Below are 18,578 nucleotides of genomic sequence, written 5' to 3'. Positions count from 1 at the left end.
TTTCATGGCCGAGTTCACGATCACTGAAGAGCGCACCGACAGCAAAGGCCGCTATATCGCCAGCGCGCCGGGGAAGCCGGATGCGGAACTGACCTATTCCATCGCCAGTGCGCATCTGATCATCATTGATCATACCGGCGTGCCCGATGATTGGCGGGGCCAGGGCGTGGGCAAGGCGCTGGTCCAGCGGGCGGTCGAGGATGCGCGGGCGCGCAAGATCCAGATCGTGCCGCTCTGCCCCTTCGCCAAGGCGCAGATCGAGAAGACGCCTGACTGGCAGGACGTGCTCAACCCCGCTCAGTGAGGCGCGCACAGAAAAACGGGCGGACAAGACTGTCCGCCCTTCTCCAGTTTTGCGCTCACAGGGGAGATAATGATCACACTATGCAGGCCATCTATTTAAATTTAGTAAGTGAACTGCTTCAGCGAATACATTTTCTCACATCGCGCTTGACCTCGCCTGCGCACGGGCGAACCCTCGTCTGAAAATTCGGGGAGGAAAATCATGCGCCGTTTGTTCTGGGTGATCGCCGTGATCGCCGCGCTCATGCTGGGCGGCTGGATCTATCTCATGCAGTCCACGACCGGACGCATCTATCTGCCATCCGGCACCGGGCTGACCGCCAAACAGACCTGCTCTTTGACCTTTGTGTCCGGCCTTGAGCCCGACCGCGCCCAGGCGCTCTACATCACGCCCTTGCTGGGCGGCGCGAATGCGTTGATCTCCGTCGATATTGATCCTGACAATCAGCGCGTCAGCAGCGCCGTGCTTGGCTTCCTCTTCAAGCAAACCGCCGTTTACCGCGAGGGCCTGGGCTGCACGCTCGTGCATGACAGCGACGCCTTCGACGCCAGCGCAAGCCTGCCCATCGTGAACGGGCCGGACCCGATGACGCTGGATACGGGCTGGCGTGATGCGCATTTCGACGTCGAGGCCCTGAACGCCGCGCTGGATGAGGTGTTCACCGAGGATGGCCGCAACACCCTCGCCGCCCTCGTGATCCATGACGGCCATCTGGTCGCCGAGCGCTATGCCGAGGGCGTGACCGAAACGACGCCGCTGCATGGCTGGTCCATGACCAAATCCACCGCCGCCACCTTCGCCGGGGTTCTTGTCCAGCGCGGGCTGATCGACATCAGCGCCGAAGGACAGATCCCCGCGCTCGTCGAGGCAGGCCGGCCCGGGATCACCATTGATGACATGCTGCGCATGAGCGGCGGGCTGGACGGGTTCGAGATCAATGACGGCACTGATCCCAACTCTGAGATGCTCTTCACCCAGTCGGACATGGCGACCTATGCCGCCAACCGGAATGTGATCCATGAGCCCGGCGAGCAATGGAGCTATCAGAGCGGCAACACCATTCTGGCCGGTTCCGCCATGGAAACGGTGATGGGCGACACCATTGTCGATGAAGTCAGCACGCTGCGCGACTGGCTGTTCACCCCTCTGGGGATGAACCATTCCGTGTTCGAGCCCGACCAGTCCGGCACTTTGCAATGGTCGAGCTACATGTACGCCAGCGCCCGCGACTGGGCGCGCATGGGCGAGCTCTATCTCAATGACGGCCGGGTCGGGGATGCGCAGATCATCCCGCCCAACTGGCTGACCTATGTGGGCACGCCCACCGCCACCTCCGACGGCCAGTATGGCGCCGGGTTCTGGCTGAACATTCCCGGACTGCCGTCAGATACGGTGGTCATGCGCGGCTTCCAGCAGCAATGGACGTTCGTGATTCCGTCCGAGGATCTGATCGTCCTGCGCATGGGCGCGACGCTGAACGGGGATGGCGGGGCGCCGGACTTCGCCCGGGCCGTCATCGCGGCGAAGCAAGAGACCACGCCCGCTAATTGATATCGGTGCGTTGGAGGATCCGGTCGAACGGGTGCGGGGTCACCCGTTCGGCCTTGATCATGATGTCATTGAACTTGGGATGATGCTGGCGCTTGCCGCGCACCCATTCGCGCGCACTGTCGGAATTGGACAGGACCAGCGCCGTCCCGATCGCGATCAGGACCAGCCCGAACGGCAATGGCGTCCAGAACAGCGGCAGGCCGACCGCGATCAGCAGGAAACCCAGTGTTTGATATACGAACCTCATGCCATCCCAATGCGCATGGCGGCGATTGGTTGCACGGGTCTTAACCCCATGATCAGCCCAGGGCGCGCCTGCGCCGCCGTTTCTGATACAGCATCCAGAGCCGCGCGCTGCCCAGGCACAGACCGGTATAGACCAGCAGCACCGCAACGGCGGAGGCGATCCCCGCAAGGGTCTGGCCGATCAGGCCGAACACCTCGCCCGTATGCAGGAAGCGAATGAAGATGCGCGCCTTGCGCGCCAGCGGCATGTCCGCCCGCGGATCCAGGCGCTGAATGGCCTGTCCGTCGCGCCTGATGTCATAGGTGTGGATCGCGCCCGGCTCGACGCCATTGCCAAAATCAAGCGCCACGCGCGTGGTCGCAGCGTCCGCTTCGGGCAAGGTGATCTGCACCCGGCGACCATCGCGGCGGGACTGGGCCCGCGCCTGCTCGACCAGCAGGTCCAGACTGACGATCTCACCCTCGAGGCGCGGCGGTTCAGCGACGACCTCTGTCTGCTCGACGGCCACGCCTTGCGACCCGCCAAAGACCCAGCTGACGAACTCACCCGCCCAGCGATAGGAAAACACCGCCCCCGTCAGGGTGATGAAGACCAGCGGCACGGCGAACCACAGGCCCAGCGCGTGGTGCCAGTTGAAGTGGCGCGCCTTGGCGTTGGGATGGTTGGCGAGCAGCGTCACGCGCGGTTTCACGAACGCCCAGCGCCAGACCCTGGGCAGCCACAGATAGATCCCGGTCAGGCACAAGAGAGTGAACAGCAGATTGGAGACGCCGTTGATCTGGGCGCCGACCTCATTGCGCCCGCCGGTAAAGGCCAGCCAGCGGTGAATGAACATCACCCGGCGGAAGAAGGCGCGGGTTCCTTCGCCCGCCGCCTCCAGCCGCTCACCGGTATAGGGGTTCATCAGAAAGCTGTTGCGGCGGCCCGCAGACACGCTCACAGCCCCCTCGCGCCCGGTCGGAACCGTCATCACATGGCCCGGCACCCCGCCCGCCTCAATCGCCGCATCCGCAAGCCCCTGATAGCTCAGGGGAGCCGCATCCGACGGGGCGCTGATCGCGCTGTTCTGGGCCATGCGGATCATCTGGCGCTCATAGGTCAGAAGCACGCCGGTGACCGACATCAGCAGAATGAAAACGCCCAGCGTCATCCCGATGATCAGATGGAGCCAGAAGATAAGGTCCCGGATTTTCATGCTCGTCCCCCGTGTGTCGCTGAGCCTGTTACGCCGAGGGCGAGCCCGGCCCGTCGGGCTGCGTCAGTCCGCCGCGTGCGAAGCCCTGACCGGAGGTGCTTATAAGAATGAATTGCAGTTGCGCAAGTTATCTCTCATGCCTGCGCGCCCAACGCAGCTTCGCGCTTGGCCCGCCTGCCGGGCGGGCCTAGTTTGCGTCTCATCTGACAGGAGGGCCGGATGGCGTATAAATCTCTGCGCGACTTCATCGCTTTGCTGGAATCCGAAGGCGAGCTCAAGCGCGTCTCCCGTCCGGTCTCCACCCATCTGGAAATGACCGAGATCCAGACCCGCCTGCTCAAGACCGGCGGGCCTGCGGTGCTGTTTGAAAATCCGGTGCATGAAGATGGCCGCCCGGCGGAAATGCCCGCTCTGGCGAACCTGTTCGGCACGGTGGACCGTGTCGCCCGCGCCGTGACCCTGGGCGGCGAACCACGCAAGAACGCGTCGGACCTGCGCGAAGTCGGCGAACTTCTGGCCTTCCTGCGTCAGCCCGAACCGCCGCGCGGCTTCAAGGATGCGCTCGGCATGCTGCCGCTGGCCAAGACCGTGATGAGCATGCGGCCGACCAATGTGCGCAAGGCGCCCTGCCAGGAAGTGGTTCTGAAAGGCGATGACATCGATCTCGACCGGTTACCGATCCAGGGCTGCTGGCCGGGCGAGCCGGCCCCGCTGATCACCTGGCCGCTTGTGGTGACCAAAGGCCCGTCCGAGGACAAGCAGGACGACTTCAATCTGGGCATTTACCGGATGCAGAAGCTGGGCAAGGACAAGGCCATCATGCGCTGGCTCAAGCATCGCGGCGGCGCCCAGCATTATCAGCGCTGGAAGAATGAAAAGCCCGAACCCCTGCCCGTCGCCTGCGTGCTGGGCGCGGACCCGGGCACCATTCTGGCCGCCGTCACCCCGGTGCCCGACACGCTGAGCGAATACCAGTTCGCGGGCCTCTTGCGTGGTCAGAAAGCGGAGCTCGTGGACTGCAAGACCGTGCCGCTGAAGGTCCCCGCTGAAGCCGAGATCGTGCTTGAAGGCCATGTCATGCTCGACGAGTACGCCGAGGAAGGTCCGTATGGCGATCACACCGGCTATTACAATTCGGTCGAGACCTTCCCGGTCTTCAAGATCAGCGCCATCACCATGCGCAAGGACCCGATCTATCTGACCACCTTCACCGGCCGTCCGCCGGATGAGCCGTCAGTGCTGGGCGAAGCGCTGAACGAGGTGTTCATCCCGCTGGTGCGTCAGCAGTTTCCCGAGATCGTCGATTTCTGGCTGCCGCCCGAAGGCTGCAGCTATCGCATCGCCGTGATCTCGATGAAGAAGGCCTATGCCGGTCACGCCAAGCGCGTGATGATGGGCGCGTGGTCCTATCTGCGCCAGTTCATGTACACCAAATGGGTGATCGTCGTGGATGACGACATCAATGCGCGCGACTGGAAGGATGTGATGTGGGCGATTTCCACCCGCATGGACCCGGCCCGCGACATCACGCCCATCGAGAACACGCCCATCGATTATCTCGACTTCGCCTCCCCCGTCTCGGGCCTGGGGTCAAAGATCGGCATGGACGCCACGAATAAGTGGCCCGGCGAAACCAACCGCGAATGGGGCGAGAAGCTCTATATGGAGCAGGACGTGATCGACCGGGTCGACGCGATGTGGGACGAGCTGGGGCTGGACTAGCGCCACACGGCTTTAACGCCCCGGTAACTCACATTACCAGTTCCGCGTGCAATCTCGGGTATTTAGGCGCATAGCTAGCGTCATGAACTCGGTTTTCGCATCCGGCGTACAAGCCTTCCAAGCCGCCACAGCGCGGCTGGACGCTGCGGCAGGAGCGGTCAACCGCGTTCGCCCATCGACCATCCCTGCCGCGCTTACCCAAAGCGCTTCAGCTCCTGACGCGCCTGCCGGGCGATCCGACGCCCCCCCACCACCCGCCGGTCCCGGCGGGCGCGTTTCTTCTTTCGATGAGGATTACGTCACGGCCATGGTCGACATGATCAAGGCCGAGGCCCAGGCGTCCGCCGCCACATCCATCATTCGCTCCGCCGATGAGATGCTGGGCAACTTGCTGGACACCAAGGCCTAAACCCGCATCTCCCCTTCTAAAAATCATGCGCGTCATCAGGACAGCGTTAAGTCTTCTGGCCTAGCGTGCGCGCATGGCCGTGTCTGAATCGCTCTCGCTCGCGGAAAGTTTTCCCAACCTGTCTGAGGTCGCAGACGGGGCCGAGGAAGAGCGTCTGCACATCCACATCTGCGAGACCAGCCGGGTGCAGCGCGCCATTCTGGTGCGCATGCTGACCGAGGCGGGCTTCATCTGCAGCGCTTCGGGCCATGCCCAGGACAGCCTGGACCATCTTCGGCAGGATCCGCCCGACATCTTTCTGACCGCAATCGAACTGCCCGATTTCTCCGGTCTGGAAACCTGTTGGCGGGTCAAGGCCAATCCCGAGACCGAGCATATCCACACCATGGTGCTCTCCGCCTCCGGGCAGGAGGACAAGCTCGCGGAGTCGCTGGATTCGGGCGCAGACGACTTTCTGGTCAAGCCGGTCGACAAGAACGAGCTCAAGGCGCGGATGCGCGCCGCCTCGCGCATTGTGCGCCTGAGCCAGCGCATGCGGGCGGAAGCGGAAACCGATGCGCTGACCGGCGCGTTCAACCGCCGGGTCTTCATGCGCACGCTCGACCGCGAACACAAGAAGGCGCTTGATCAGGCGCGGGCTTTCAGCGTGCTCATGGTCGATCTGGATTTCTTCAAGAAGATCAACGACACCCACGGCCATGCCAGTGGCGACCGCGTGCTGATCGAGACCGTTCGCACCGCCAAGACCCTGCTGCGCCCGCCCGCCATGTTCGGCCGCCTGGGCGGGGAGGAATTCGCCGTGCTGTTGCCCGGTCAGGACGAGACCGATGCGCGGCAGACCGCCGACAAGCTGCGCCTCGCCATTCAGGCCATGCGCGTGGACAATGATGAGGGCGAGCCGATCCCGGTCACCGCCTCCATGGGCCTGGCCACGCTGCATGCCGGTGATCTGGAGTCCAATGGCGAGACCATGCTCAGCCAGGCCGATGCCGGGCTGTACAAGGCCAAGGAAGGCGGACGCAATCAAGTGTGCATGGCCTGAGCTTTTCCTGCTGCGCCGATCGCTCTAGGGTCCGCCCATGACCCAAGTTTCCGTTGATATCGTCTCTGACATTGTGTGCCCGTGGTGCTGGCTGGGCCTGCGCTACTGGGATCAGGCCCGCGCGCTGGTTCCCGAAATCCAGACCGAAACCGTGTATCGCCCCTTCCAGCTCGACGGCGCCGTGCCGCGCGAGGGCGTGCCCTATTCGGACTATATGAAAAAGAAATTCGGCGACGGTCCCGACGACCGGTTCAAGATGATGCGCGAGCATCTTGAAGCCGCCGGCCCCGAAGCCGGGATCCAGTTCCGCTTTTCCGGCATTCCGGTGCGCCCCAATACGCTGGACGCCCACCGCGTCATCCGATGGGCGCAAGGCCAGGAGCTGGGCGAAGCCGCGTCCGAACGCCTGCACAAGGCCTTCTTTGACGAACATCTCGATATCGGCGACGCCGCGGTTCTGGCCCGGCTCGCCGGCGAGGTCGGTCTGGACGCCGAGATTGTCAGCAATCTCCTTGCGACGGACCGGGACCGCCAGGAAGTTCTGGAGGAAGAGCAATTCTTCCGTCGCCTGGGCGTTCAGGGCGTGCCATGCTTCATCTTCAACGGTCAGTTCGCCGTCTCCGGCGCGGAAGCGCCCGAGGTGCTGGCTGACGCCATCCGGCAGGCCGCAAGCCTGCCCCAGGACGATGACGACGCCGGGTAAACGGCGCGCCTGACAGGGGGATTTTCATGACAGCGCTTCAAGTAGCCAGCCTTTATGTGGGCCTTAACCTGGTGATCCTTCTGATCCTGGGCGCCAATGTCATCCGTTTCCGGCTCCGCACCAAGACGAGCCTGGGCATGGGTACGGATCCGGCGCTGGAACGCGCCTGCCGCGCCCACGCCAATGGCGCGGAATGGACGCCGGGCGCGCTGATCGCGCTGGTGTTGATGGCCATGCTGGGCGCGCCGGTGATGGCCCTGCACGCCCTGGGCGTCAGCCTGACCGTGGCGCGGGGCATTCATGGTTATGGCGTCGCCACCCAGGACGGCCCCAATATCGGACGCTTTCTGGGCGCCCTGTTCACCCTCATCATTTATGCGGTTCTGGGCGTCGGACTGGTGCTTCACGCGGTGACGGGCTGAGTCTTCAGCCGATGTGACGCGTTGCGCTCAAGGCCGTGTTGACGTTATGGGATCGGTATGACCGATCAAAACGCCAGCGCCGGCCTGGGCGCGCCCGACACCAAATCCCTCCTCGCTCTGGCTCACGAGCTGGTCAACCGCGCCAAGCGGGCCGGCGCACAGGAAGCCGAAGCCGTCCTGTCTGAATCGCGCGCCATCGAAGCCGGCGCGCGCGAAGGCAAGCTGGAAACCGTCGAGCGCAGCGAAACCCGCGATGCGGGCCTGCGCGTCCTGATCGGCAAGAAACAGGCTGGCGTGGCGTTCTCCGACCTGTCTGAGGACGGCATCAGCCTGGCGGTGGAGCGCGCCGTCGCCATGGCCATGGCCGCGCCCGAGGATCCCTATTGCGGCCTGCTCGAGCCGGAACAGCTCGCGCGCAACCTGCCCGACATCGCCACCTATGAAGCGTCGGACTTCACGCCCGAACAGCTCGAAGCCGCCGCGCTCGAAATGGAAGCCGCCGCCCTGTCGGTCAAAGGCGTCGCCATGACCTCCGGCTGCGGCGCCAGCGCGGGCGTGGCCGGATCGGCCTTTGTCACCTCCACCGGCTTTGAGCGCGCCCGCCTGGGGTCACGCTGCGGGCTGGGCGTCGCCGCCATCGCCAAGGATGAAGCCGGCGCGATGGAACGCGATTACGACACCCACGCCGCACGGCGCCGGTCAGATCTGAAAACCGCGCAGGAAATCGGTCTGAGCGCAGGCGAACGCGCCGTCAGCCGGGTGGGCGCCGAGAAACTCGCCACCGGCAAGATGCCGGTCGTCTTCGACAAGCGCGTCTCCACCACCTTCCTCTCTTCCCTGCTGGGCGCGATCTCCGGTCCCGCCATTGCGCGCGGCACCTCCTTCCTGCGCGACAAGATGGGCGAACGCCTGTTCAGCGAGGGCGTGGACATCATTGAAGACCCGCTGCGCGACTGGAGCTTCGGCGCCCGGGCGGTGGACGCTGAAGGCGTCGCCTGCAAACCGCGCGCGCTGATCGAGGACGGCGTTCTGACCACCTGGCTGCTGAACGCGTCGAGCGCGCGCCAGCTGGGCCTGGAGCTCACCGGCCACGCCGCCCGCAATCTGGGCGGCGCGCCGGGCGTGGGCGCCTCCAATGTCCATCTGGCGGCGGGCGAACTGGATCGGGACGGCCTGATCAAGGACGCCGGAGAGGGCGTGCTCGTCAGCGAGATGTTCGGCCCCTCCCTGAACGCCAATACGGGCGACTGGTCCGTGGGCGTCGCCGGTTACGCCATCAAGGGCGGCCAACTCGCCGGCCCGGTCAGCGAGATCACCGTGGCGGGCAATCTGCTGGATATCTTCGCCCGCATGATCCCCGGCTCCGACCTCGAGTTCGACAGCGCCATCAACGCGCCCAGCGTTCTGGTGGACAATTTGTCGATTGGCGGTCGCTAGATGACCGACGCGCGCGCAGACCGGGACCTTCTCGCCGACGCTGCGCGCGCCGCCGGCCAACTCGTCCTCGCCTTTCGCGCCCGCGGCATGCGCGACTGGGAGAAGAATCCGGGCGACCCGGTCAGCGAAGCCGATCTCGCCTCGGACGCGCTGCTGAAGGAACGGCTACAGGCCGTCCGCCCCGATTATGGCTGGCTGTCCGAAGAAACCGCCGACGACCAGTCCCGGCTGGAACGCAAGCGCAGCTTCGTCATCGATCCCATCGACGGCACCCGCGCCTTTCTCAAGAACAAGCCCGAATTCGTCATTTCCTGCGCGGTGGTGGAAGCGGGTCTGCCGGTCGCCGCCGCCATCTATGATCCCAGCGCCGACGTCATGTATGACGCCGCGCTCAATCAGGGCGCGCGCAAGGATGGGGTCTCCCTGTCGATCAGCCGCCATGACGCCCTTCCCGGCGCGCGCCTGATCGGCGATCCGGGACGCCTGGCCGATCTGCGCGCTCTGGGCGCGGATGCGCATACGGTCAATTCCGCCGCCCTGCGCCTGTGCCTTCTGGCCGCCGGAGAAGCCGACGCCGTGGTCGCCGTGCGACCTAAGTGGGACTGGGATCTCGCCGCCGGTCATCTATTGGTGGAAGAGGCGGGCGGGGTCTTCACCTCGTCGAAAGGCGAGCCGGTGTATTATAACCGGACAAGTGCTGTTCAGGATCCGCCTCTGGCGGCTGGTCCGGTGCTGCATGCCTTGCTATTAGACCGCCTTAAACAGACCAGATAACGCCCTTTCAGGGAGACTCCCCATGAGCGACACGTCTTCACAGCAACTGCTCCACCTGGTGATCGGCGGCGAGCTGAAGGATATCGGCCCGGGCGCGCCCGAGTTCAAAGACCTCAGCCAGGTCGATTTCGTCGGCGCCTTCCCCAGCTATGAAGCCGCGCGCGACGCCTGGAAATCAGCGGCTCAGCGCACCGTGGACAATGCGCATATGCGCTATTTCGTGATCCACGCGCACAAGCTCCTGGATCCGTCCAAAAAGGACTAAGCGCCCTGTCTGAGACGCCTGACCCGCATGGCGCGCCTCCCGGCGCGCCCAAGCCCCAGAGCGCGCGCTCCTTTGCGCTGGCGAAACGGCTCTGGCGCGAGCAGATCACAAAGCACAAGGGCCTTCTGGCCTGGGCGACCTTGCTCGCCGCCATCACGGCGGGCGCGGCGTCGGGCTATGGCGTCGTGGTGCAGCAGGCCTCCGGCTTGTTGGAAAACCGCGAGCCCAGCGTGCTCTGGCTGGCGCCCGTGCTCATTCTGGGCGCGGTCATCGTGCGCTCGGTCAGCCTCTTTCTGCAGAACCTCGCCACCAATCGGCTGGCGCTGGCGATCATGCGCGATTTGCAGATCGCCATGTTCGACCGCTTGATCACCGCCGACTTCCAGCGCCTCGAACGCGAACCCGTCGGCGCGATCATCTCGCGCTTCACCAATGACATCACCATGCTGCGCGAGGGCCTGATCCGCGCGGCGAACAATCTCACGCGCGACTTTCTCACCGTGGTGGGGTGTCTCGTGGTGCTGTTCTGGCTCGACTGGGCGCTGACCCTCGTCGTGCTGGTGGTGCTGCTGATCGCGGGGCATCCGATCACCGTCATCGGCAAGGCGATCCGCAAGCGCGCAGGCGATATCCAGGACCAGATGGGCGATGTGTCGAGTTTTCTCGAGGAAGGCTTTTCCGGCGCGCGGATGATCAAGACCTTCTCACTCGAAGACTGGTCCCGGGACCGCGCTCGAGGACGTTTCCAGAGCCGGTTCGAGCTCTTGCTCGCCATGGTCGCCCAGCGCGCCCGGATCGAACCCATCATGGAGGTCGCCGCGGGCGTGGCGCTGGCGGTGATCTTCGGCTTTGCCGGCTGGCGCGCGCTCAATGGCGCGACCGAATTGTCAGACCTTCTGGGCTTCATCGTCGCCTTCGGGGTGATGAGCTCGCCCATCCGCGCCCTCGCCTCGCTCTCGGGCGTGCTGCAGGAAGGCTTCGCGGTGCTTGATCGCGTCTTCGCCCTGCTGGACGAAGAACCCAACCTCACCGAAGCGCCCGACGCCCGACCGCTGGCCTTTGAAAACGGTCATGTTCAGGTGCGCGATGTGCGCTTTCAGTACGAGGCGGGCGTGGACGCCCTGCATCAGATCACCCTCGACGCCAGACCGGGCGAAACCATCGCGCTCGTCGGCCCGTCAGGCTCGGGCAAGACCACGCTGCTGAACCTCATCGCCCGACTCTATGACCCGGTTGAAGGCGAGGTCCTGATTGACGGGCAGGACATCAGATCGGTCACCCTCGCCTCGCTGCGCACAAAGCTCGCGCTCGTCAGCCAGGAGGTGACCCTCTTTGACGACACGATCCGCAACAATATCGCGCTTGGAAAACTCGGCGCCTCTGAAGACGAGATCATCGCGGCCGCCAAAGCCGCCGACGCCCACGACTTCATTCTGGGTCTCTCAAGCGGATATGACACGCAGGCTGGCCCCAAAGGCTCAAACCTGTCGGGTGGTCAGCGCCAGCGCGTCGCCATCGCCCGCGCCATCCTCAAGGACGCACCGGTCCTCTTGCTCGACGAAGCCACGAGCGCGCTCGACGCCAATTCCGAAGCGCGGGTGCAAGAAGCGCTCGACGAGCTGAGCAAGGGCCGCACCACCATCGTCATCGCCCACCGTCTCGCCACCGTGCGCAAGGCCGACCGCATCTATGTCATGAAAGCGGGCGAGATCGTGGAAAGCGGCGACCATGACAGCCTGATCGGGCAAAACGGCCTCTACGCGCAATTAAGCGCGCTGCAGTTTGCGGACGGGTAGTGTGGTGAATTCCCGGGCGAGCATCGCGAAGCCCCGGGACCCCTTGCCACCTCTAGCGCAAAATTCTGATGGAGGCCCCGGCTCTGCGCTGCGCTTGGCCGGGGTTTCAGCTTCAGCCTTTTTCCATGTCATTCGCCGGTTTATCTGGCGAACCCATGCCGTGACCTGTGATCCAACCCACCGGCATGGGTCCCCCGCATGAAGCGGGGGATGACACTGTGGAGTGTTCTGTAAATCCCTCTTCCCAGGGCATGCGGGAAAGAGAGGAAGAACGGTTACCCCGCCCATATCCCCCAGCGTTCAGGCCCCATACCCCTGAACGTTGAACTGTCGCGCAAAGCACCTTTAAGTCCGTGACTTAGAGGAGCCGCGCCATGACCGATATTCAGAACTGGTTTGCATCACTAGAGACGCCGATGCGTATTGTCGTGATGCTTGGCGCAGCAATGGTCATCGTCCTGACAGGCCTGGCCTTATCGGTAGCTTACCTGGCGCTTCTCGATCGTAGCATCAATAAACGCTTCGAGACCTTCATAGCCCTCTCTTCGGAGGACAGGCGCTGGATCAGGCTAAAGGCCAAAGAGTTTGCAAGAATTTACATTGGGTCTGGTCGAAACGACACGCTTTCACAGATTATTTTTCTCTCGTTTGGAATCGCACCAGCGATTGTTTTAGTTGGAATTTCAATATTCCTGTTTCCGGAAATAGCGTCTCAAGTTTCCAATACCACCCCTATAGATCCACCGCCCCAGCTCACCAGCCTATTATTGGGGCTCGGAGTTTCCCTACTCGCTTATTGCGTCATTCTTGGCCTGCCTTGGCCCAAGTCATTCAGAGAGCATTTGTTCCGAGGCGCTTACGTCAAGGACTGGAAAAAGCTCGAAACCGCGAACAAGCATGAACTTCTCAGGGCCATCGGACGCGGAGACATCAAACCACAACAAGTGCTCAACCTTGACGCGCTCAGCGCCTACTCCCGACGCGGCCTGCGTCAATTCATGATCAAATTCATATTGATCCTGTTTGGCGTGCTCGTTCTGGTCACCGGTGCAAACACGTTGTTTCAGACTCTCTAACCCGCCCACAATCCGCAGCGTCTGAGGTCGTCCATGCGTTCGGCTGGCGCGTAGACGGTGTTCTCGCGGCCCTGCCGCCCCGGGCGCAGGCGGACGCCGTCATAGGCGGCGCGGGTATAGCCCAGCTCTGAGGTCAGCACCTGATCGGCGTCGGGATTGGATTGCATCAGGATCAGCGGGCGGCAGCGTTTGAGCGTATCCTTCGCGCCGCGCACCACGGCCTCGAACCAGCCCGGCGCGTCGATCTTGATGAAGCCGGGATCAAGATCGAGCATGTCGAGGGTGAACGTGCGCGCCTCGCCCGCCATCATCTCGAACCGGTCCGGATCGAACCCGGCCACGGTCTCATCGCTGAGCCAGGTCCGCGATTGATCGAAATCAAACGAGGCGAGCCCGTCATAGACGAAACCGCGATAGACCGGCACATAAAGCCGCCGCGCCTCATCCTTGTCGCCCAAACCGCAGGCATAGACCGCCAGCGCCGGGTCATCGTCAAACAGGGTCGCGAGCCCGGTCGCCAGATGCACATTGGGTTCAAAGGCGTAGATCGGCGCATCGGGCTGGTAGAGCCGGATCGCGTCCACACTCTGGCCGCGATGGGCGCCCACATCGATAAAGACCTCGCCCGGATCGGGTCGCCAACGTGACAACAGGCAGAATTCAGGCTCGAACGGGCGCCGCAAAGTCCGGCGCATGAAACGTTGCAAGCCGGCCTTGGCGTCCACAAACGCAGGGAACCGGCTTTGCCAGGCGCGGATATGGGTCTCGATCAGCATGGGGCTCTCTCCTGCACCCCAAGGATGCAAGCGCCAAGCCAGCAACCCCAAGCTATTCGCGGCGCAGGATTTTCTCGGTCAGGGCCGAGCCCCACCAGCTGGCCATGAAGCCGTCATGGCACGCTTGGCGGTCATATTCAGTGCGCACCCAGTCCAGAAAATCGATCGGCTCAGCCGCATTTCTCTGACGATACAGGTCAAAGAAATGATCGAGCATGCCGGTCTTGCCCTGCTTGATATGACCGTATTTGAACGAGAGTTGCTGGACGGACTCCTCGAACGGGGCCTTTTCGTGCAACAGCTTGTACATCACCGCCACGATGCCCGCCCGGTCCGCGCCGGACTTGCAGTGCATGAAGGCGGGATAGGCGATCTCGTCGAACACTTTGATCAGATGCTCGATGCGCTCCACATAGGGCGCCTCGCGCGAGCCCCAGGGCAGGTCGACAATATCAAGGCCGATCTGCTCGCAGGTGTAATGCTCGAGATCATAGTAATGACGCCCCGGCTGTGTGCCGCGCAGATTGAGGATCGTCTTGAACCCCATATCCTTGAGTTCTTGCAGGCGCTTGGGGCTGGGCTGATTGCCCCGCCACATCTCTCCGCCCACGCGATGCATGTTGTGAAAGCGCTGGCGCAGCACGCCATGATCGCCCCACATGAGGCCTTTCATCGCGCGCTTGTAATCGACCGGGTCGTTCAGATCATAACTCATGGCGCGCTGAAGTAAGGCGCTTGAACGCGGCTTGCAACAACCCAGCGCGTGCGATTGACGCGCACGGAATGCTTGACGGATGGCCCCGGGGCGGCGATCCAGCGCATACCATGTTGAAGTCCATCGTCTCCTCGCCTCCGGTTCAGGCGCTTATCGCCGCGCTGCTGGCGGGTTATATGAGCCTTGTCAAAGCCACCACCCGCTGGGAGGTGCGCGGGCTGGAGCATGCGCAATCGGCCTGGACATCCGGCGACGGGGTGATCTGCGGCGTCTGGCATGGCCGCATCCTGATGACGATTGCGGCCTGGCCGAAAAACGTCCAGCCGCCGGCCATCCTGATTTCACGCTCGCGCGAGGGCGATGTGGTCACCAAGGTCGCCTCCCATCACAAGGTGGAAGTCATTCGCGGCTCATCGCGCAACAAGAAGAAGACCAAGGAAAAGGGCGGGCTGAGCGCCTTTCGTGAAATGGTCCGCTGGGTCGAGGGCGGCGGCGCCATGGCGCTGACCCCGGATGGGCCGCGTGGCCCGCGCATGCGCGCAGGCCTGGGCGCGGTCAAGCTGGCGCGCGCCACGGGCGCCCCGCTTCTGGGTCTGGGCTGGTCCACCTCGAACGCCATCATCTTCAAGAGCTGGGATCGGTTCGTGCTGCCGCTTCCCTTTGGAAAAGGCGTGATTGTCTGGGCCGAGCCCGTCGAGATCGGCGCGGATGCGGACAAAGATGCGCTGGAAACGGCCCGCGCCACCCTGGAAGCACGCCTGATCGCCGCGAACATGGAAGCCGACCTCGCCTGCCGGGGCGAAGCGGTCACCGCCGCCCCCAAACCCGGCCGCGACAAGGATGCCGCATGAGTGCGCCGGGCCTCTCGCTCTACCGTTTCGCCGCGAAGGCGCTGAAACCGGCGGCGCGCTGGCTGCTCGACAAGCGCGCGCGGGACGGCAAGGAAGACCCGGCCCGCCTGCACGAACGTCAGGGCGAGGCGCAGACCCCGCGCCCCGAGGGCCGTCTGATCTGGATCCATGCCGCTAGCGTCGGGGAGAGCCAGATGGCGCTGACCGTCGCCGAGGCGATCCTGAACCAGCATGACGACGCCCATGTGCTGATCACCTCTGGCACCCTCACCTCGGCCCGCCTGATTGCCCGGCGCGGGCTGGCGCGCCTGATCCATCAGTTTCCCCCCGTGGATGCGCCGGACTGGGTGAGCGCCTTTCTCGATCACTGGACCCCCGATCTGGCGGTGTTCACCGAAAGCGAGCTGTGGCCGAACCTGATCCTCGCCGCGAAGGAGCGGGGCGTGCCGCTGGCGCTGATGAATGCGCGGATGAACCGCAAATCGCTCAACGGCTGGGCGCGCTGGCCCTCCAGTGCGAGGACCCTTCTGGGCGCGTTTGACTGGATCGGCGCGGCGGACCAGCGCACGGCGGAGGGCTTGTCCACGCTGACCGGTCATCCGGTGGAGACCATCGGCAATCTCAAGCTCGAATGCGGCCTGCCTGCACCCGATCCGGTGGCTCTTGAGGCTGCGCGGTCTGTCATCGGCGACCGTCCGGTGTTTGTGGCCGCCAGCACCCATGAGGGCGAGGAAGCCCTGATCGCAGCGGCCCATGCCGAAATCCTGAAACCCCGGCCTGACGCCCTGATGATCCTGGCGCCGCGCCATCCCGAACGGGCCGAGGATGTGTCGAAGGTGCTGACCGATCATGCGCTCGGTTTTGCGCAACGCTCCAAAGGCGAGACGCCGGAGGGCCAACCGGTCTGGCTGGCCGATACGCTGGGCGAGATGGCGCTCTGGTATGCGCTGTGCCCGGTGGCGGTGATCGCGGGCAGCTTCAAGCCCGGCATTGGCGGGCACAATCCGATCGAGGCGAGCCGCGCAGGCGCGCTGGTCGTCACCGGCCCCCATGTGGACAGCTTTTCCGATGTCTATGGCGTTTATGACGCCCATGAGGCGCGCCTGATCGCACAGACCGCCACCGAGATCGCAGACCATGTGCTGGGCTGCTGGCAGGAAGGCCGTCTGAAGCCGGACGCCGCGCTCGACGCGTTAAACGCCTTGCCGAACGGGGCCTTGCCGCTCACCCTGTCTCACCTCAACCGGCTTCTCGACCAAGGACGGCCCTGATGCGAGCCCCGCCTTTCTGGGATGATACAGCGCCGCGCAGCTCGGCCGCCCTGACCCGCGCCCTGCTATCACCGCTGGGCGCGCTTTACGCCTGGGCCGGAGCGCGCCGCATCCGCACGACAACGCCCGCGCCCGCGCCCGCGCCCGTCATTTGCGTGGGCAATCTCACCGTGGGCGGGGTGGGCAAGACACCCGTCACCGCCGCCCTGATGCGCGCCGCACACCAGAAGGGGCTCAAGGCCGCCGGGCTCAGCCGGGGCTGGGGCGGCAAGCTCTGTGGCCCGGTAAAGGTCGACGCCAAGCTTCATTCCGTCGCCGATGTGGGCGATGAACCCTTGCTGCTGTCGCGCCTTGCGCCGGTCTATGTCGCCCGCCATCGCCCCGACGGCGCACAACTGGCCGCCGATGAAGGCGCGGACGTCATCATCATGGATGACGGACACCAGAATCCCAGTCTTGAAAAGACGCTCTCCATCGTCGTGGTGGACGCCGTGACAGGCTGGGGGCCCGGCACGATCTTCCCCGCGGGCCCCTTGCGCGAACCGGTCAAGGACGGGCTCGCCCGCGCCGACGCCGTGATCGTCATGTGCCCGGACGCCGAGTTCACGCCCGATTTTCAAAAGCTCCAGCTCGCCGATCTAGAAATCCCGGTGCTCACCGCCTGGCTGGCGCCGGAAGCCGCGCCGCCGTCGGGGCCGCTTCTGGCCTTCGCCGGTATTGGCCGCCCTCAGAAATTCTATGACGCGCTGGAAGCGGCGGGCGGCGCCCTGGCCGATACGGCGAGCTTTCCCGATCACCATGCCTTCACCCGCGCCGAAATCGAGACGCTGGCCGATCTCGCGGAAAGCCATGACGCCACCCTGATCACCACCGAGAAGGACCATGTGCGCCTGCCCGGCGGGGTGAAGGGCTCGGTCACTGCCTGGCCGGTGCGCGCCGTCTTCCGCGAGGAAGCCCGGCTCGACGCGCTTCTGGACAGGGCCATGGATTCCTTCGCCGCCAGCCATTAAGCCAGACCCATGTCCGATCTCATGAAATCCATCGGCTTCCGGGCCGAAGCGCTTGGCTGGGACGCCTATCAGGGCCTGTTCCGCTCCATGGGGCTCGAGCGCGCCTCCGATTACGGCGCCAAGCTCCTGCGCACGCTGGGTCCGAAAGTCTCGGTGCATCACGTGGCGCGCGTGAACATGCAGATCGCCTTCCCCGAAGCGTCCGAGCGCGAGCTGGATGGGCTGCTGGACGCCATGTGGGACAATTTCGGGCGGCTCGTTGGCGAGTTCCCCAACACCCACCGTTTTGATTTCAGCCCCGATAGCGATCAGATCGAGGTCGAAGGCGCGGACATCCTGGCCGAGCTTGATCGTCAGGGACGGCCCGCGGTGCTGATCGGCGGGCATTTTGCGAACTGGGAATTGATGGCGGCGGTGATCGTGCGGCAGATGAAAGATTGCCGGATCACCTATCGTCACGCCAACAATCCGCTGATCGACCAGCGCATCATCGACCAGCGCAAGGCCTATGGCATCAACATCCTCGCCCCCAAGGGCGGGCATGGCGCCAAGGAATTGATGCAGGCGCTCAAATCGGGCGCGTCCGTGGCGCTGATGAACGATCAGAAGATGAATGACGGCATCGCCGCGCCCTTCTTTGGCCGCATGGCGATGACCGCCCCCGGCCCCGCGCGCATGGCCCTGCGCTATGACTGCCCGCTCGTGCCCATGTCGATCCGGCGCAAGGATGGCGCGCGCTTCAAGGTGACCATCCACGAACCGCTGCCGCGTCCCGAGGGCAAGGATGCGGACGCGATCCTTGAGGTCGTCACGACGATCAATCGCTTCATGGAAGACCGTATCAAGGAAGCCCCCAGCCAATGGTTCTGGGTGCACCGCCGCTTTGAAAAGCCGCTCTACAAAAAGGCGAAGCCGGAGGCGAAAGCCCCAAGAAGCTGAAGTCCCGGGCGAGCAACGCCAAGACCCGGGACCTGTCTCCGCAAATAGCGCTTAATCCTGATGGAGGCCCCGG

General features: G+C 64.3%; 19 protein-coding genes. 15 read left to right on the top strand and 4 right to left on the bottom strand.

From position 1 onward, the window contains the following. The first annotated feature begins 4 nt into the window (after positions 1 to 4). Positions 5 to 304: a GNAT family N-acetyltransferase gene (locus RBA95_RS05880; protein WP_306015907.1), complete on the top strand. Its 300-nt coding sequence runs from the start codon at positions 5 to 7 to the stop codon at positions 302 to 304. A 201-nt stretch (positions 305 to 505) separates the two neighbouring features. Continuing rightward, a complete protein-coding gene (locus RBA95_RS05875) occupies positions 506 to 1,855 on the top strand; it encodes a serine hydrolase (protein ID WP_306015906.1) in 1,350 nt (449 codons plus the stop codon). On the opposite strand, the gene RBA95_RS05870 is transcribed toward RBA95_RS05875, so the two are convergent. After that, on the bottom strand, positions 1,848 to 2,102 hold the full coding sequence (locus RBA95_RS05870; protein ID WP_306015905.1) for a hypothetical protein: 255 nt from the start codon (positions 2,100 to 2,102) through the stop codon (positions 1,848 to 1,850). The genes RBA95_RS05875 and RBA95_RS05870 overlap by 8 nt on opposite strands. 52 nt (positions 2,103 to 2,154) lie before the next feature. Beyond that, a complete protein-coding gene (locus RBA95_RS05865) occupies positions 2,155 to 3,297 on the bottom strand; it encodes a PepSY domain-containing protein (RefSeq protein ID WP_306015904.1) in 1,143 nt (380 codons plus the stop codon). A gap of 219 nt (positions 3,298 to 3,516) precedes the next feature. On the opposite strand from RBA95_RS05865, the gene RBA95_RS05860 reads away from it, so the two are divergent. The 9 genes from RBA95_RS05860 to RBA95_RS05820 all read left to right on the top strand — a co-directional run bounded on the left by RBA95_RS05860 (position 3,517) and on the right by RBA95_RS05820 (position 12,943). Then, positions 3,517 to 5,019, top strand: a complete 1,503-nt coding sequence (locus RBA95_RS05860) for a UbiD family decarboxylase (RefSeq protein WP_306015903.1) — start codon at positions 3,517 to 3,519, stop codon at positions 5,017 to 5,019. Between the two features lie 482 nt (positions 5,020 to 5,501). Then, complete coding sequence (locus RBA95_RS05855) at positions 5,502 to 6,470, top strand: diguanylate cyclase (protein ID WP_306015902.1); 969 nt, start codon at positions 5,502 to 5,504, stop codon at positions 6,468 to 6,470. Positions 6,471 to 6,507: 37 nt separating this feature from the next. Next, positions 6,508 to 7,173 (top strand): DsbA family oxidoreductase, encoded by a 666-nt coding sequence (locus RBA95_RS05850; RefSeq protein WP_306015901.1) that lies wholly within the window; start codon positions 6,508 to 6,510, stop codon positions 7,171 to 7,173. Positions 7,174 to 7,199: 26 nt separating this feature from the next. Then, positions 7,200 to 7,595 carry an MAPEG family protein gene (locus tag RBA95_RS05845; protein WP_306015900.1) on the top strand — a complete coding sequence of 132 codons (396 nt, stop codon included), beginning with the start codon at positions 7,200 to 7,202 and terminating at the stop codon, positions 7,593 to 7,595. Positions 7,596 to 7,652: 57 nt separating this feature from the next. Beyond that, complete coding sequence (locus tag RBA95_RS05840) at positions 7,653 to 9,032, top strand: TldD/PmbA family protein (RefSeq protein WP_306015899.1); 1,380 nt, start codon at positions 7,653 to 7,655, stop codon at positions 9,030 to 9,032. Then, a complete protein-coding gene (locus tag RBA95_RS05835) occupies positions 9,033 to 9,806 on the top strand; it encodes a 3'(2'),5'-bisphosphate nucleotidase CysQ (protein ID WP_306015898.1) in 774 nt (257 codons plus the stop codon). It abuts the gene before it with no gap. Between the two features lie 22 nt (positions 9,807 to 9,828). Then, the gene (locus tag RBA95_RS05830; RefSeq protein WP_306015897.1) at positions 9,829 to 10,071 is read left to right on the top strand and encodes a DUF4170 domain-containing protein; all 243 of its coding nucleotides are present in this window, start codon (positions 9,829 to 9,831) and stop codon (positions 10,069 to 10,071) included. Between the two features lie 140 nt (positions 10,072 to 10,211). Further along, entirely contained in the window at positions 10,212 to 11,867 is a 1,656-nt protein-coding gene (locus RBA95_RS05825) for an ABC transporter ATP-binding protein (RefSeq protein ID WP_306015896.1), read from the top strand. Positions 11,868 to 12,241: 374 nt separating this feature from the next. Next, positions 12,242 to 12,943, top strand: coding sequence for a hypothetical protein (locus RBA95_RS05820; RefSeq protein ID WP_306015895.1), 702 nt, complete (start codon positions 12,242 to 12,244; stop codon positions 12,941 to 12,943). Here RBA95_RS05820 and RBA95_RS05815 read toward each other — a convergent pair. Together RBA95_RS05815 and RBA95_RS05810 are read right to left on the bottom strand one after the other, a co-directional pair. Further along, positions 12,940 to 13,719: an FkbM family methyltransferase gene (locus RBA95_RS05815; protein WP_306015894.1), complete on the bottom strand. Its 780-nt coding sequence runs from the start codon at positions 13,717 to 13,719 to the stop codon at positions 12,940 to 12,942. The genes RBA95_RS05820 and RBA95_RS05815 overlap by 4 nt on opposite strands. 52 nt (positions 13,720 to 13,771) lie before the next feature. Continuing rightward, positions 13,772 to 14,434 (bottom strand): hypothetical protein, encoded by a 663-nt coding sequence (locus tag RBA95_RS05810; protein WP_306015893.1) that lies wholly within the window; start codon positions 14,432 to 14,434, stop codon positions 13,772 to 13,774. A 110-nt stretch (positions 14,435 to 14,544) separates the two neighbouring features. Between RBA95_RS05810 and RBA95_RS05805 the strand changes: the two genes are divergently transcribed. Genes RBA95_RS05805 through RBA95_RS05790 form a run of 4 tightly spaced genes read left to right on the top strand, consistent with a single transcriptional unit; the run spans position 14,545 to position 18,505 of the window. Beyond that, entirely contained in the window at positions 14,545 to 15,285 is a 741-nt protein-coding gene (locus tag RBA95_RS05805) for a lysophospholipid acyltransferase family protein (protein ID WP_306015892.1), read from the top strand. After that, on the top strand, positions 15,282 to 16,556 hold the full coding sequence (locus RBA95_RS05800; protein WP_306015890.1) for a 3-deoxy-D-manno-octulosonic acid transferase: 1,275 nt from the start codon (positions 15,282 to 15,284) through the stop codon (positions 16,554 to 16,556). Before RBA95_RS05805 ends, RBA95_RS05800 begins: the two co-directional genes overlap by 4 nt. Then, the gene (gene lpxK, locus RBA95_RS05795; RefSeq protein ID WP_371933595.1) at positions 16,553 to 17,566 is read left to right on the top strand and encodes a tetraacyldisaccharide 4'-kinase; all 1,014 of its coding nucleotides are present in this window, start codon (positions 16,553 to 16,555) and stop codon (positions 17,564 to 17,566) included. Before RBA95_RS05800 ends, lpxK begins: the two co-directional genes overlap by 4 nt. A gap of 9 nt (positions 17,567 to 17,575) precedes the next feature. After that, positions 17,576 to 18,505, top strand: coding sequence for a lysophospholipid acyltransferase family protein (locus tag RBA95_RS05790; protein WP_306015887.1), 930 nt, complete (start codon positions 17,576 to 17,578; stop codon positions 18,503 to 18,505). Positions 18,506 to 18,578: the final 73 nt, after the last annotated feature.

It is taken from the genome of Oceanicaulis sp. MMSF_3324, assembly GCF_030733545.1.
Taxonomy (GTDB): Bacteria; Pseudomonadota; Alphaproteobacteria; order Caulobacterales; family Maricaulaceae; genus Oceanicaulis.
The sequence above is the reverse complement of the archived record's forward strand: the minus strand, read 5'-3'. Positions and strand labels throughout refer to the sequence as shown.